Annotated in this window: 12 protein-coding genes; 4 read left to right on the top strand and 8 right to left on the bottom strand. The window is 42.9% G+C overall.

What is annotated here, in order from left to right; genetic code table 11:
* The first annotated feature begins 6 nt into the window (after window positions 1-6).
* Together uvsE and EBQ12_RS06330 are read left to right on the top strand one after the other, a co-directional pair.
* On the top strand, window positions 7-969 hold the full coding sequence (gene uvsE, locus EBQ12_RS06335) for a UV DNA damage repair endonuclease UvsE (protein WP_125589411.1): 963 nt from the start codon (window positions 7-9) through the stop codon (window positions 967-969).
* 73 nt (window positions 970-1,042) lie between these two features.
* On the top strand, window positions 1,043-1,297 hold the full coding sequence (locus EBQ12_RS06330; RefSeq protein ID WP_017360064.1) for a hypothetical protein: 255 nt from the start codon (window positions 1,043-1,045) through the stop codon (window positions 1,295-1,297).
* A 30-nt stretch (window positions 1,298-1,327) separates the two neighbouring features.
* Here EBQ12_RS06330 and EBQ12_RS06325 read toward each other — a convergent pair whose 3' ends face one another.
* The 3 genes from EBQ12_RS06325 to cls form a co-directional block, all read right to left on the bottom strand.
* On the bottom strand, window positions 1,328-2,326 hold the full coding sequence (locus tag EBQ12_RS06325; protein WP_050826691.1) for a S66 family peptidase: 999 nt from the start codon (window positions 2,324-2,326) through the stop codon (window positions 1,328-1,330).
* Between the two features lie 209 nt (window positions 2,327-2,535).
* On the bottom strand, window positions 2,536-4,251 hold the full coding sequence (locus tag EBQ12_RS06320; protein WP_008343498.1) for an ABC transporter ATP-binding protein: 1,716 nt from the start codon (window positions 4,249-4,251) through the stop codon (window positions 2,536-2,538).
* Window positions 4,252-4,356: 105 nt separating this feature from the next.
* Entirely contained in the window at window positions 4,357-5,859 is a 1,503-nt protein-coding gene (gene cls / locus EBQ12_RS06315; RefSeq protein ID WP_025208143.1) for a cardiolipin synthase, read from the bottom strand.
* Between the two features lie 151 nt (window positions 5,860-6,010).
* On the opposite strand from cls, the gene EBQ12_RS06310 reads away from it, so the two are divergent.
* On the top strand, window positions 6,011-6,979 hold the full coding sequence (locus EBQ12_RS06310; RefSeq protein WP_060781521.1) for a S66 family peptidase: 969 nt from the start codon (window positions 6,011-6,013) through the stop codon (window positions 6,977-6,979).
* 635 nt (window positions 6,980-7,614) lie between these two features.
* On the opposite strand, the gene argS is transcribed toward EBQ12_RS06310, so the two are convergent.
* The 5 genes from argS to speE all read right to left on the bottom strand — a co-directional run bounded on the left by argS (window position 7,615) and on the right by speE (window position 12,028).
* Window positions 7,615-9,288 carry an arginine--tRNA ligase gene (argS, locus tag EBQ12_RS06305; RefSeq protein WP_017360071.1) on the bottom strand — a complete coding sequence of 558 codons (1,674 nt, stop codon included), beginning with the start codon at window positions 9,286-9,288 and terminating at the stop codon, window positions 7,615-7,617.
* Window positions 9,285-9,707, bottom strand: a complete 423-nt coding sequence (locus tag EBQ12_RS06300) for a YwiB family protein (protein ID WP_007497707.1) — start codon at window positions 9,705-9,707, stop codon at window positions 9,285-9,287. Before EBQ12_RS06300 ends, argS begins: the two co-directional genes overlap by 4 nt.
* Before the next feature lie 124 nt (window positions 9,708-9,831).
* Window positions 9,832-10,179: a hypothetical protein gene (locus EBQ12_RS06295; RefSeq protein ID WP_125589409.1), complete on the bottom strand. Its 348-nt coding sequence runs from the start codon at window positions 10,177-10,179 to the stop codon at window positions 9,832-9,834.
* A 76-nt stretch (window positions 10,180-10,255) separates the two neighbouring features.
* Window positions 10,256-11,128 (bottom strand): agmatinase, encoded by an 873-nt coding sequence (speB, locus tag EBQ12_RS06290; RefSeq protein ID WP_017360073.1) that lies wholly within the window; start codon window positions 11,126-11,128, stop codon window positions 10,256-10,258.
* 69 nt (window positions 11,129-11,197) lie between these two features.
* Window positions 11,198-12,028: a spermidine synthase gene (speE, locus tag EBQ12_RS06285; RefSeq protein WP_003214614.1), complete on the bottom strand. Its 831-nt coding sequence runs from the start codon at window positions 12,026-12,028 to the stop codon at window positions 11,198-11,200.
* A 225-nt stretch (window positions 12,029-12,253) separates the two neighbouring features.
* On the opposite strand from speE, the gene EBQ12_RS06280 reads away from it, so the two are divergent.
* Window positions 12,254-14,323 carry a transglycosylase domain-containing protein gene (locus tag EBQ12_RS06280; protein ID WP_125589407.1) on the top strand — a complete coding sequence of 690 codons (2,070 nt, stop codon included), beginning with the start codon at window positions 12,254-12,256 and terminating at the stop codon, window positions 14,321-14,323.
* Window positions 14,324-14,412: the final 89 nt, after the last annotated feature.

The following is a 14,412-nucleotide window of genomic DNA, read 5'->3' as shown; positions in this document are numbered from 1 at the left end:
TGACCTATGCGTTATCGATTTGGTTATGTATCCAACGCCGTCACTTTATGGGAAGCTTCACCTGCCAAGTCGCTGACCTTTGCAAGATACAGTAAGCTCTCAAAGGAAGAGAGGACAGAGGCTCTATTGCGAACGACGAAAGCCAACCTCGTCAATACATTAAGAACACTTTATTTTGCGATTGCCCATGATATTCCGCTTTACCGTTTTTCAAGCTCGATTGTCCCGCTCGCCACCCATCCTGAGGTGCGGTGGGACTTTGTGACACCCTTTCGCAAAGAATTTCTAGAGATTGGTCAACTCGTAAAGCGGCACGGATTACGAGTGAGCTTTCACCCCAATCAATTTACTTTGTTCACAAGTCCAAAGCCATCCATTACAGAAAATGCCGTCATTGATATGACCTATCATTATGAAATGCTTGAGGCCATGGAGCTTGAAAAGGAAGGCTATATGAACATTCATGTCGGAGGTGCATATGGCGACAAGGCATCTGCTTTACAGCGTTTTGATGACAATATAAAGCAGCTTCCTGCACATATCAAGGCGAGAATGACGCTTGAAAATGATGACAAAACCTATACGTCATTAGAAACGCTTGATGTTTGTGAAAAGCATAGCATCCCGTTTGTATTTGATTACCACCATCACATGGAAAACAAAGATGATGATGCGGCGCTTGATGACATTCTGCCAAGAGTGTTTGACACGTGGGCAAACACTGGCATACCGCCTAAAATCCACTTATCCTCACCAAAATCAGAAAAGGCGATACGAAGCCATGCGGATGGAGTGGAGATGTCGTTTGTTTTGCCACTTTTTCAAGCTTTAAAGCCGTATGGTCGTGATGTGGATTTTATGATTGAGGCAAAGAAAAAGGATCAGGCCTTACTCCGTCTTGTTGAGGAGCTGTCAGCGATCAGAGGCAATCGGCGGACGGGCGGAGGCACCATTGAGTGGAAATCGTAGAGAAAGGTTTACCTCTATCACAACGGGGGTAACAAAGCTATTGTGAGAAAGTATTTAACAGGAGGATATGAAGATGTCACAAATCTATTCAATCCGAATTGCTGCGAAAGCATTGAATTTACATAAGCTTATTTCTCTATACGAAAAGTGCCAGCACGCTCAGCATCGTTTATATGTATATTCTAAAAAAACAATGTGCAACATTAAGAACATCGTAGAGCTAGAAACCTTTAGGCTTACTCATTTAGAATCAGACTATTTAATCGTGGTAGAAGGAAAAGAGGCACAAGACCTTCTACAGCCATTTGAAAAAGAACATGCTTCGTAAAGAAGAGCAGTATTAGAGCTGCTCTTTTTTCTATATCCACGCTTCTGTCAGCCAAACCTCGCGTGACGTTGCATTCATTTTTACTTGTGTACCGATTGGCATCGTGAGCATCGGATGCGTATGGGCACTGTCAAATTCTGCGATGAGCGGCCTCTTTGTATCTCCCAGTACTTCAAGTAAGAGATCGTGCGGCCTTTTGCCCGTTCCTTCATCATCAAACAGCTCATGTTTCCCTAAGAGGATACCAGATACCCGTTCAAACACACCATTTATCTTTAACAGAGAGAAGTTCTTTTCGACGATGGAGGCGGTTTTCATACAATCTTCAATGAGAAGGATATCGCCTTTTTGGATTTGAGGCATGAATTCACTTCCCCATATGCCATACATGGCATTTAGGTTCCCGCCGATCAGTCTGCCTTCTGCCTGCCCTTCAATGACGCACATCCACTCGTTTGGACGTTTTTCTTTTTCTCGTATTTTCTCTTCCCAGTTGATCCGTTCTTCCGTCCAGAAGGGCGGTTTTTTCACCTGATACGGGATGGGCTGCGGATGAATGAGAATGTCCTCGAAAGATTGATATGTATGATTGACAAATGGTTCAAACTCTCCAAAAGACGGCACAAGTGCAGGCCCGTAAAAAACAGGAAGACCCGTTTTTTCATAAGCCGCTAAAAGAATTGCCGTCGCATCTGAATAACCAATCATGATTTTCGGATGCTTCATCAGCAGCTCAAAGTCGAGATAAGGAAGCAAACTATTCGAGTTCGTCCCCCCAATCATCGACATGATACAGGACAAATCTTCTCTCGCCATCAGCTCATTCAGCTCAGCTGCTCGTTCTTGAATTGTTCCCGAACGATAGTGATCCTCTTTCCCTGTTAATGATCCTGGTACCACAATGAATCCTTTTTGTTCAAGCCATTCCTTCGCCCGCTCATACCTAAGAGGCGAGGTGGCAGATGCTGGACTTGAGGGAGAATAAATACCTATTTTATCGCCCTTCTGTAAATGCCGAAGCCCCTTCATTCCATCAGATCCTTCCTACACGAGTTTTTACTATCCTAGCAAAAAAAGCCCTTTTTCAAAAGGGCCTCGATTTAAAAATAAAGTACACTTCAATTTAACAGCTTAAACAGGCCAAATATGATGACAGTAAAACTGATGGCCAGCGTCGCAAATATCTCAATATGAAAAAGAGCCCAGCTTAATAACTGGACTCATTCAATCACTTCTCTTCAATGACCAAACTGCGCTTCATGCAGTCTGCTATAGACGCCGCCCATTTGGATTAAGTCTTGATGGCGGCCTTGTTCTTGGGTGCCTTCCTCTGTCACGACGATGATTCGGTCTGCATGTTTAATTGTCGCAAGGCGGTGAGCAATGACGAGTGTCGTCCGACCGACTGCCAGTTCGCTTAGTGCGTCTTGGATCGCTTTTTCTGTTTCTGTATCAAGTGCTGACGTCGCTTCATCCAAAATAAGAATAGACGGGTTTTTCAAAAACATCCGTGCAATTGACAGGCGTTGCTTTTGACCGCCGGATAGCTTAACACCGCGTTCACCAATGACCGTATTCAACCCTTCTGGGAAACGCTGAACGAGCTCCTCTAAATGGGCACGTCGCACCGCCTCCCAAATGTCTGCATCACTCGCTTCTAGGTTGCCGTACGCAATATTCTCACGAATGGTGCCTGAGAATAAAAAGACATCCTGCTGCACAATGCCAATCTGCTGTCTTAAAGAGGACAAGGTCATCGATTTCGTGCTCACACCATCAATGGTGATGTCTCCTTCGTCCACATCATAAAAACGAGGCAGCAGACTGCAAATGGTCGATTTCCCCGCTCCTGATGGCCCGACAAACGCAACCGTTTCTCCTTGTTTGATCTTTAAGTTGATATCCTTCAATACATGACTGTGCTCATCGTAGCCAAATGTCACGTTTCGATACTCAATTTCACCTTTCAAGCCGTAAATATCACGTGCTCCTTCTGTATCCTTCACATCTGGCTCTGTTTCAAGCAAATCGACATAGCTTTTAAAACCGGCAATGCCTTTTGGATACATTTCAATCACCGTGTTGATCTTATCAATTGGTCTGAATAACACATTTGTGATCAAGACAAAGGCGATAAATCCGCCTGCCGTTAATTGACCTTGAAGGACAAACCATGTACCTGCCAGAAGGACAAACAACGTCACAAGCCTTGTGAGAATATAGCTGATTGATCCGTTAACCGACATAATTTTATAGGAAAGAAGTTTCGCTTTTCGAAAGCGGTTGTTGTTTTCAGCAAAGCGCTTTTTCTCAAAATGTTCATTTGCAAAGGCTTGAACAAGACGAATACCGCCAATATTGTTCTCAACCCTTGCATGAAAATCTCCAATGTCATTGTTGAGTTGTGTAATTGCCTGTGTCATTTTTTTATTAAAATGAAGGGCTAACCAGATGATGACTGGCATAATCAAGAAGGTTAAAATGGCAAGCTGCCAGTTAATCATGAGCATGACGGCAAAGGCGCCAAGAATGGTCATAATCGCAATAAACAAATCCTCAGGTCCGTGATGCGCCACCTCACCAATATACATGAGGTCATTTGTCATCCGTGACATGAGTTTGCCTGTTTTGTTATTATCGAAAAATTTGAAGGACAGACGCTGAAAATGATCAAATAGCTTTTTTCTCATATCTGTCTCAATATTAATGCCAAGCATGTGCCCCCAATATGACACGATAAATTGCATCACTGAGCTGAGTGCGTAAATGACAAACAGCGCAAGTGCGGTCCAGGCAATGACCGTCCAGTTCCCTGTCGGCAGTAATGTATCAATGAAGTAGTTCACGATCAGCGGGAAACCTAGTTCCATGAGTCCGACGGCCACAGCACAAAAGAAATCTAAAAAGAACAGACCACGATAGGGCCTGTAATAGGCAAAAAAGCGTTTTAGCATATGTAAAAGAACCTCACTTCCTCTATAATTGATAATCATTTTCAATTATAGAGGAATCATTATCGAATTACTAGATCAGGAAATGATTTCTTCCCCTAGAAACCCTCACAATACACCTGAAAACAACCGAGCAAACGATTCCTTTAAACGTTCCTTTAAACCCCTTTTATAAAAATGAACCGGCCCCATTTGCTCACATTCTTTCATATCTTCCTCATAATGAGCCATCAATTGCTCGATCGGTTTCTTTGCCGCTGTAAAGACATTGACCTCAAAATTGAGTTGAAAGCTTCTCATATCAACATTGGCCGTTCCGACAGAGGCAAGTTCTCCGTCTGCAATCATGACCTTTTGATGCATGAATCCTTTTTGATAGTGATACACCTTGATGCCCTCTTTCAAAAGCTCAGAAAAATAAGATCGTGTGGCGTATTGCGTGAGAAATCCATCATTAATCTCAGGCACCATCACACGCACATCCACCCCTCTTGTCGCCGCAATTTTTAATGCTGTGCGGATGGATTCATTTGGGACAAAATAAGGCGTCGCAATCCAAACAAATTGCTGTGCATTCGAAATGAGCGCATCGTATAAATCACTCATACTTTCCTTCATATCAGGTCCAGTCGGCACGACCTGAATGACATCTTCTCCTGTCACAGGATGCGGGGTGTGATATTTCGGATCATCAATTAACACTTCATCTGATACATACTCCCAGTCCAGCATAAAAATGGAGTGAAGTGTCTGAACGGCTTCACCCTTTAACATCGTATGCGTGTCACGCCAAAAGCCGATATTTTCATCGCGTCCTACATATTCCTTCCCGACATTGAGCCCACCAACAAATCCTGTTTCTCCATCAATAATCACGATTTTTCGGTGATTTCGGAAATTGAATTTTTGATTAAAGAATCCGTATTTTAATGGCAGAAAAGGAGCGACCTTTATCCCCGCCTGCTTCAATCGTTTAATATCTTTTCGTGAGAAGCGAATGCTGCCAGCCGCATCATAGATGAATCGAACCTCTACTCCTTCTTTCACTTTTTCAATCAAGATCTCCATCATCCGGTGACCGAGAAAATCAGATTTGAACATGTAATATTCTATATGGATGAACGTTTTTGCCTTTTTTAATTCTTCAAAAATACGTGGAAAGGTTTCCTCTCCATTCTTTAAAATCTCCATATCACTATTTGTATTTACATGCATCCCTGTTGCTTTTTCTGTGTAATGAAAAAAAGCACGCTGATTATCGGTTAAACGCGTCTCATCCGGCTTACTCTCAAGCTCTGATATTCTGCGTAATTTTTCTCGGTTATACATTCTCTTTGATTTAAACAAATGTCCTTTGACATAAAGCTGTCCTGAGAACAAATAAAACATATAGCCGATGATCGGGAAAAAGATCAGTACATACATCCATAACAGCGTGTGCTGTGATGTCCGGTTCTCTAGCATAAGCGAGATAATACTAAATAAAATGATGGCGATGTAACTAGCTGCGTAAAGCTGAAAACCCCACGCTGGAACCGGCCACCAAAACACCACATATGCCCCAAATATCATGAAATATAAAAATAGAAATTCCAGTCTCCTCTTTTTCACATTCTCCGCCCTCATTCTGTCTTTTTCTTTTCCATACCCTTTGCACAGCTTGTCTGAAACGCACGGTTTGCTGCTTTCTTTTAGCTTTTACAGACTGGAGCGTTTTGATCCGATATAATGGAAAATATGTGAAGGAAGGGACGAATGACTGATGCGTACACCATCTGCTTTAAAAAAGGGAAGCCACATTCGGGTAATTGCTCCAAGCCGAAGTGCCAGCATTTTATCAGAAGAAGGAATGGCTCAGGCGAAAAAACGTTTAGAGGCATTAGGGTTCACTGTTTCTTTTGGACAACACGTGTTTGAATGTGATCTGCATTCCACTTCTTCTATTGAACACCGTTTATCTGATCTACATGAGGCATTCTCAAATGATGAAGTCGACGGTATTTTGACAGCAATCGGCGGCTTTAACTGCAATGAGCTTTTGCCTTATATAGATTATGATTTGATCCGTCAGCACCCAAAAGTTCTTTGCGGCTACAGTGATATTACCGCACTTGCAAACGCCATTACCGCCAAATGTGACATGGTGACGTACTCAGGTCCTCATTTCTCCAGTTTCCAAATGGAACAAGGACAAGAGGAGCAGACAGCCATGTTTCAAGCGTGCGTGATGAGTAGCGAGCCATTTGATGTCACCCCTTCTACAAAGTGGAGTGATGATGCGTGGTATCTTGATCAAGCAAATAGGCAGTTTCATCCGACAACATGGGGGATTTATCAGGAAGGAACAGCTGAAGGCACCTTGTATGGCGGAAATCTTTGTACACTGAACTTATTGCAAGGGACACCCTTTATGCCTCACCTCAAGGATGCCATCTTATTTGTGGAGGATGATGACTTGGTCTTTCCTGAAATGTTTGCCAGAGACCTTGCCTCGCTCTTGCAACATGCCGAATCTATTAAAGGGTTAATCATCGGACGTTTTCAAAAGAAATCCAAGATGACAGAGGAACATTTGAGGTTCATTCTAGATAAACATCCAATGCTCAAACACATCCCGGTGATCTATGATGTAGACATAGGACATACACAGCCGGTCTTCACCTTGCCGATTGGCGGGAGTGCTGAACTATCCTGCTACGGCGGACAAATCCAATGGCGTGTTCATCCATAAATAAAACCTAAAAAGCACCCTCATTTGTTGGTGCTTTTTCTATGCCATCATTTCTTTTTAAAATTTTTTAGAAAAAGTGATCCAACCCTTCATCCCCTTCGTTAAGTAGATGTAAAAAGAAAAGAGAGGAGGCAAAAACATGTTCTCTGATGTACTTAGTCAATTATTCGATTCTATTTCTAACATTATTAATACACTTGGATAATCCCATTAACGCACACATACTACATGCTTTCTGAAGGGAGGATACAAACTATGTTCTCTGATGTACTTAGCCAATTATTTGATTCTATTTCTAACATCATTAACACACTTGGGTAATTCCTATGACACGCACATACTACATGCTTTCTGAAAGGAGGATACGCTCATGTTCTCTGATGTACTTAGTCAATTATTCGATTCTATTTCTAACATTATTAATACGCTTGGTTAATCCCATTAACGCACACATACTACATGCTTGCCGAAGGGAGGATACGCTCATGTTCTCTGATGTACTTAGTCAATTATTCGATTCTATTTCTAACATTATTAATACGCTTGGTTAATGTTCAAAACCCGCTATCTCTCGAGAATAGCGGGTTTTTTATATAAAGAAGCCCCGCTCATAAAATAGAGCGGGGCTTTTTGCATTACATTTTTTCCGGTGCAGATACGCCAATGAGTTTTAATGCATTCGCAAGCGTGATTTGTGTTGCTTTCATGAGCGATAGACGTGCTGTTGTTTTTGTTTCATTTTCAACATCAATGACCTTCTCGGCATTGTAGAAACTGTGAAGGGCTGATGCTAGATCATAGATATAGTTTGTGACGCGGTGCGGAATACGTTTTTCTGCTGCTTCTGCTACAACCTCTGGGAAGCTGCCGATGATTTTCAGAAGATCGTATTCTTTATCGGACTGAATGTGAGAGAAATCTGCTTTTTCAAGGTTTGGCTCGTAGCCTTTTTCTTCCCCTTGACGGAGCATGCTGCAAATTCTCGCATGTGCATATTGCGCGTAGTACACAGGGTTTTCGTTAGACGTAGAAATCGCTAAGTCTAAGTCAAAGTCCATATGTGTCGCCGCACTTCTCATCGCAAAGAAATAACGAGTAGCATCTAAGCCCACTTCTTCAATCAAGTCACGCATTGTGACGGCTTTACCTGTACGTTTACTCATTTTCATCTTTTCACCGTTTTTGTAAAGGTGAACAAGCTGAATGATTTCGACTTCCAGTTTGTCCTCTGGATATCCGAGTGCTTGGATCGCCGCTTTCATTCGAGGAATGTAGCCGTGATGATCCGCTCCCCAAATGTTGATGAGCTGGTCAAAGCCTCTGTCTAATTTGTCCTTGTGATATGCGATATCTGGAAGCAAGTACGTGAAGCTGCCGTCTTTTTTAATCAGGACACGGTCCTTGTCATCACCAAAATCAGTTGAACGTAACCATGTTGCGCCATCTTCTTCAAAGACATAGCCTTTAGCGCGAAGTGTTTCTAGCGCTGGTTCGATTTTTCCGTTTTCATATAAAGACGTTTCAGAATACCACACATCAAATGGGACACGGAAATTCTCTAGGTCGACACGTAGTTTTTCTAGTTCATATTTTAAACCGTACTCACGGAAGAATTTCATACGCTCTTCTTCTGATTCATGCACGAAACGGTCACCAAATTCATCAGCCAGTTTCTGCCCGATGCCTTTGATGTCTTCTCCTCTGTACCCGTCCTCTGGCATTTCTTTTTCAAGACCGAGCGCCTCAAAGTAACGTACTTCTACAGATAGAGCAAGGTTATTGATCTGATTGCCTGCATCGTTGATATAGTATTCACGGCTCACGTCGAAGCCTGCTTTATCAAGGATGTTGCAAAGAGAATCTCCTACAGCTGCACCGCGGGCATGTCCAAGATGAAGGTCACCTGTTGGGTTGGCTGAGACGAATTCGACTTGCACTTTTTGACCGCCGCCTGTATTCGTTTCGCCATAAGCCTCTTTTGCTTCAAGAACTGCCGGAATCAGTTTCGTTAAATATTGATTGTTCATATAAAAGTTGATGAATCCTGGACCTGCAATATCCAGTTTTTCAATTGACGCTTTGCCTTTGTCAAATGCATTCACAATGTCCTCGGCGATTTGACGTGGTGCTTTTTTCGCAATGCGGGCAAGCTGCATCGCCATATTGGTGGAATAATCACCGTGAGTTTTGTCTTTTGGCACTTCCAAAAGAACATCCGGCACCTGGCTTTCATCAGCAAGTCCTGCTTTGACGACTGCCGCAATGATTTCTTCTTTTAACGCATCTTTGACCTGTTCTGCGATATTCATGAACGTAAATCCTCCTTATATGAAATCGATAATGTATGTAAATGCTTTTGATCTTCACCTGTCAGCATATCGTACGTAATGTGCAGAAGCCCATTGTCTACATCAAGATCAATGCCATGTGTGTGCACATCGAGCTGAAGTGTGCCAAATGGCATCGTGTAATGTGTCACGGTCGTTTCTCCAATGAGAAAGCGCTGCTTCATTTGAATTGCACCTGATCTCATGACAAAAATTTCTTTTTCACTTATTTTGACAACAGTTTTTACTTGACCCATTTCATGTTCTTCATGGTAAGTGAGATACGTTTTGTCATTCTTCTCTTGATACGTTCCAGTTGTTCGGAATTCGATCGTTTCAGCCGGTTCCGTCTCTGGTTTCATCACTGACTTTACATGAATTGAAATTTGGTTTTGTGTCATTTTGCACTTCCTTTGCTAAGACCCGTTTAACTAAAATAGTATACCATAATCCCGATTGCCTATCATCCCATCATTTCTCATCTTCGTGTGGATGAACCCCCCTTTTTGATCTTCACATGTCTCTTTAGAAAAAAAGAAAAATGAAGCTCACGCCTATCACGAGTCCAGTCTTGAGCCCTGCGCTTTTTCGATTGATGAGATAAAACAGTGCTTGGATACCTGAACTTGCCAAAAATGCCTGAAACAAATCAAATGGGAGAAGATGCCCTTGCTTATAAACAAACTGCAGCAACAGCGCAATGCCAGTGAGATAGAAAAAGCCTCGATCCTGAAACAGATGAACCATCTCATCCTTTGCCTCTTTTTTCGAGGTAAAAGTAGGCGGACTCGCTGCAAGCTCTCTTTTCAGCGTAAGAAAGCCTGCCGCTAACACACATAAAGCGAGTAATACCATCAATACAGAAGAAAACATGACCTGCCTCCTTTATCATGTCACCAATGTAAAAAAAGAGCTTGTCCATATGAGATGACAAGCTCCTCTATCAATGTTATTTCACAAAACCAAGCAGCATTTCACGTAAAAGTTTGCTTGCTGTATTCGCCGTTTGATCGGAATGATCATATACAGGCGCTACCTCTACAAGGTCTGCACCGACGACATGCACATCAGAACCAGCAATGGCATGAATAGATGCCAGTAATTCTTTTGACGTAATACCGCCAGCATCCACAGTTCCAGTACCAGGCGCATGTGCCGGGTCAAGTACATCGATGTCAATTGTCACATAAACTGGGCGGCCTTTCAGCTTTGGCAATACTTGCTTCAATGGCTCCAGCACTTCAAATTTAGAAATGTGCATACCTGCTTCTTTTGCCCATTCAAATTCTTCTTTCATCCCAGAACGGATGCCGAAAGAGTATACATTTTCAGGTCCAATAAGTCCTGCCACTTTACGAATCGGTGTCGAATGTGAAAGCGGCTCACCCTCATATTCCTCACGAAGATCGGTATGTGCGTCCATATGGATGATGGCCAAATCAGGGTATTTCTTATACATCGCACGGAAAACCGGCCAAGACACAAGATGCTCGCCGCCCATTCCTAATGGAAACTTCCCTTTTTCTAAAATGCTGTCAACATACTCTTCAATTAAATCTAAGCTTTTCTGTGCATTGCCAAATGGAAGCGGGATGTCGCCAGCATCAAAGAATGGCACCTCGTGCAGTTCACGATCTAAATAAGGGCTGTATTCCTCTAATCCAATGGATACTTCACGAATACGGTTCGGGCCAAAACGTGAGCCTGGACGGTAACTGACGGTCCAATCCATCGGCATCCCGTATAAAATGACTTTTGCATCTTCCCATGTCGGATGACTTCCAATAAACACTTTTCCTGAGTAAGCCTCGTCGAATCTCATGCAAGATTCCTCCTTTTACGCTTCAAAAAATGCGCAAACTGACATTTGCGCATTTCCATTTCGCTTGATTTATTTGATTAAATCGCTCACAAATTTTGGCAGAACGAATGCCGCTTTGTGCAATTCTTTTGTGTAATATTTCGTATCAATATCAAAGAAACGGCTGTCTTCTACAGCAAGTGGATCATACTTCTTAGAACCGATAGTAAATGTCCAAAGACCGCTTGGATATGTTGGGATATTCGCTGTATAAAGCTTCGTAATCGGGAAAATTTCTTTCACATCACGCTGTACATTTGTAATTAACTCAGGTGTGAACCAAGGGTTGTCCGTCTGTGCAACGAAAATACCGTCTTCTTTTAGTGCTTTTGAGATTCCTGCATAGAAACCTTTAGAGAACAAGTTCACAGCTGGTCCAACTGGCTCAGTTGAGTCAACCATGATCACGTCATATTCGTTGTCGGCTTCCGCAATGTGCATAAAGCCGTCTCCGACTTTTACATCTACACGAGGATCGTCTAGTTTCCCAGCAATTGAAGGAAGGAACTTCTTCGAGTATTCAATGACCTTGCCATCAATATCAACAAGTGTCGCTTTTTTCACACTTGGGTGCTTGAGGATCTCACGAATAACACCGCCGTCTCCTCCGCCTACAACAAGGACATTTTCCGGGTTTGGATGAGTGAAAAGAGGAACATGTGCCACCATTTCGTGGTATACAAACTCATCTTTCTCTGATGTCATCACCATACCGTCTAAAAACAGCATATTGCCAAACTCTTCTGTTTCCACCATTTCTAAATGCTGAAAATCTGTTTGTTCTGTGTGAAGGGTTTTGTTCACCTTCAATGTAATGCCAAAATTCTTCGTTTGCTTCTCTGTATACCAAAGTTCGCTCATTGTTCATCTTCCTCTCATCCAATAATAAACAAACATCTATTGTTAGCGCCTTTTATCAGCTATGACTATATCGATTGTCCAAGAAAAAAGTATAGTGGATTCATATCAAATTGTAAAGAACCGCATGAGATAACTTCATTTTTAAAGCGCACCCTTGCAGTCGCCTGTTTAAAACGGTTTTCTTTGTCCCATACTGATAAAAAACCGTCAAAATGGGGGCTTTGCATGGACACAATCATGAGTAATAAAAAAATCCGCATGACCGTGAAAACGATTCGAGCCTGTTTTTTTATCGGCTTGCTCGCTTTTCTATTTGCAGGCACAGTCTTTTTGACGATTCTTTTACTTGCTAAGTGGCAAGGCGCTCCCTCTGTTCAAGTTCCCCAATCCACGACCATTTATGCAGCCGATGGGTCTAAACTTGGCGAATCAAACTTTGGAGAAAAGAGATATTGGGTTCCGTTAAAGGACATGTCCCCTCATATACAGCAGGCAGTGGTCGCGGTTGAGGATAAAACCTTTTATCAGCATCACGGCTTTGATGTGAAACGCATGGCGGGTGCTGCGGTGGCAGACATTCGTGCAATGGCAAAGGTACAAGGCGCCAGCACGATCACCCAGCAATACGCACGAAATTTATATTTAGATCATGATAAAACATGGAAGCGAAAGTGGAATGAAGCCTTTTACACGATCCGCTTAGAACAAAACTATACAAAAGATGAGATATTAGAAGGATACTTGAACACCATTTATTATGGCCACGGCGCATACGGCGTGGAAGCGGCATCCCGCCTTTACTTTGGAAAAAAAGCGAAGAACTTAACTTTAGCTGAGTCTGCCTTGCTTGCCGGTATTCCTAAGGGGCCTTCTCTCTACTCCCCTTATGTGAACGAAGAAAGAGCCGAAGCAAGAAAAAAGATGATCCTAAAGCAAATGCAAGAGGATGGCATGATTACGAAAAAAGCGGTTGCTGATGCCAGCAAGGAAAAGCTGTCCTATCGCCCGCTCAAACAAAAACAGCTACAAGCAAAGCAGGCCCCGTATTTTTATGATGATGTGATTCGCGAACTGAAACAAACGCTGGGTTTAACCGAGGAACAAATTGAAACGTATGGTCTTCATATCGAAACGACCTTACAACCTGAATTACAAAAAATCGCTGAAAAGACTTTAACCAACATCATGGATGCTGAATCAGATATCCAAATCGGCTTTGCTGCCATCCATCCCCAAACAGGTCATGTCCTTGCCCTCATCGGGGGAAGAGATTACGAGAAAAGCCCATTCAATCGGGTCACACAAGCGAAAAGACAGCCGGGTTCAACAATGAAACCGCTTCTCTATTACATGGCTTTGCAAAATGGGTTTACACCAGCAACCGTGATGCGCAGTGAAGAAACCGTTTTTGAACTGGATGAACAAGGAAGCGGCGCTGCTTATTCACCAAGCAACTATCACGGCTATTACGCCAATGACGGCATTACAATGCTTCAAGCTTTAGCGCTATCTGATAATATTTACGCTGTGAAAACCCATCTATTTTTAGGAATGGAACAGCTTGTACGTGCAGGCAAGACGTTCGGGATTCACGAAAAACTAGATCAAGTGCCTTCACTTGCGCTAGGTACTTCACCTGTCAAACCAATCGAAATGACCAATGCTTACGCGATGCTGGTCAATGGAGGAAAACGCGTCAAGCCAACCTTTATTACGAAAGTAACGGACGCAAAGGGCAACGTACTCTTTGAGGAGAAACAAAAACGAGAGCAAGTACTAGATGAAAAAGCAGCATTTGTCACCACTGACATGATGTCAGGGATGTTCAATCATCAATTAAATGGCTATACAAGTGTCACAGGTCGTACCATTTCAAAAGATCTTACCAGAACGTATGGAGGGAAATCGGGGACGACAGGTGCTGACAGCTGGATGATCGGCTTCTCTCCCCAACTCGTCACAGGTGTGTGGACCGGCTACGATAAAGGACGCACCATTGACTCGGTCAAAGAAACCGCCTATGCGAAAAAGATATGGGCTTCCTTTATGGAATCAGCCCTCTCGAATCAGCCAGCCTCCTCCTTCATGCCGCCAGACGGTGTAAAAGGCGTATATATCAATCCAAAAACCGGTGATCTCGCAGGCCCAGGATGCGAATCAAAGGTATTTACCTATTTTATAGAAGGAACGGAGCCGACCGGTGTCTGCTATGGTGCCGAGAACAAAGCTTCTGAGCAAGACAAAGCTCAAGATCAACAGCCTAAGAAATGGTGGGAAAAGTGGCTGAAACGTTAAAAATGGACATGAAAAACCCCGAGATCTGCATCTCGGGACTCTCCATGTCCTAGCTTTAACACCAGTTTACTGAAAAAACGCTTGGAATT

It is taken from the genome of Bacillus sp. 2B09, assembly GCF_003946835.1.
Lineage (GTDB): Bacteria > Bacillota > Bacilli > Bacillales > Bacillaceae > Bacillus > Bacillus altitudinis.
The sequence above is the reverse complement of the archived record's forward strand: the minus strand, read 5'-3'. Positions and strand labels throughout refer to the sequence as shown.

Excerpts from the sequence above, each read along its gene's own strand:
- uvsE (WP_125589411.1), top strand. The coding sequence starts at position 7 with ATGCGTTATCGATTTGGTTATGTATCCAACGCCGTCACTTTATGGGAA.
- EBQ12_RS06330 (WP_017360064.1), top strand. The coding sequence starts at position 1,043 with ATGTCACAAATCTATTCAATCCGAATTGCTGCGAAAGCATTGAATTTA.
- EBQ12_RS06325 (WP_050826691.1), bottom strand. The coding sequence starts at position 2,326 with ATGAAGGGGCTTCGGCATTTACAGAAGGGCGATAAAATAGGTATTTAT.
- EBQ12_RS06320 (WP_008343498.1), bottom strand. The coding sequence starts at position 4,251 with ATGCTAAAACGCTTTTTTGCCTATTACAGGCCCTATCGTGGTCTGTTC.
- EBQ12_RS06310 (WP_060781521.1), top strand. The coding sequence starts at position 6,011 with ATGCGTACACCATCTGCTTTAAAAAAGGGAAGCCACATTCGGGTAATT.
- argS (WP_017360071.1), bottom strand. The coding sequence starts at position 9,288 with ATGAATATCGCAGAACAGGTCAAAGATGCGTTAAAAGAAGAAATCATT.
- EBQ12_RS06300 (WP_007497707.1), bottom strand. The coding sequence starts at position 9,707 with ATGACACAAAACCAAATTTCAATTCATGTAAAGTCAGTGATGAAACCA.
- EBQ12_RS06295 (WP_125589409.1), bottom strand. The coding sequence starts at position 10,179 with ATGTTTTCTTCTGTATTGATGGTATTACTCGCTTTATGTGTGTTAGCG.
- speB (WP_017360073.1), bottom strand. The coding sequence starts at position 11,128 with ATGAGATTCGACGAGGCTTACTCAGGAAAAGTGTTTATTGGAAGTCAT.
- speE (WP_003214614.1), bottom strand. The coding sequence starts at position 12,028 with ATGAGCGAACTTTGGTATACAGAGAAGCAAACGAAGAATTTTGGCATT.
- EBQ12_RS06280 (WP_125589407.1), top strand. The coding sequence starts at position 12,254 with ATGGACACAATCATGAGTAATAAAAAAATCCGCATGACCGTGAAAACG.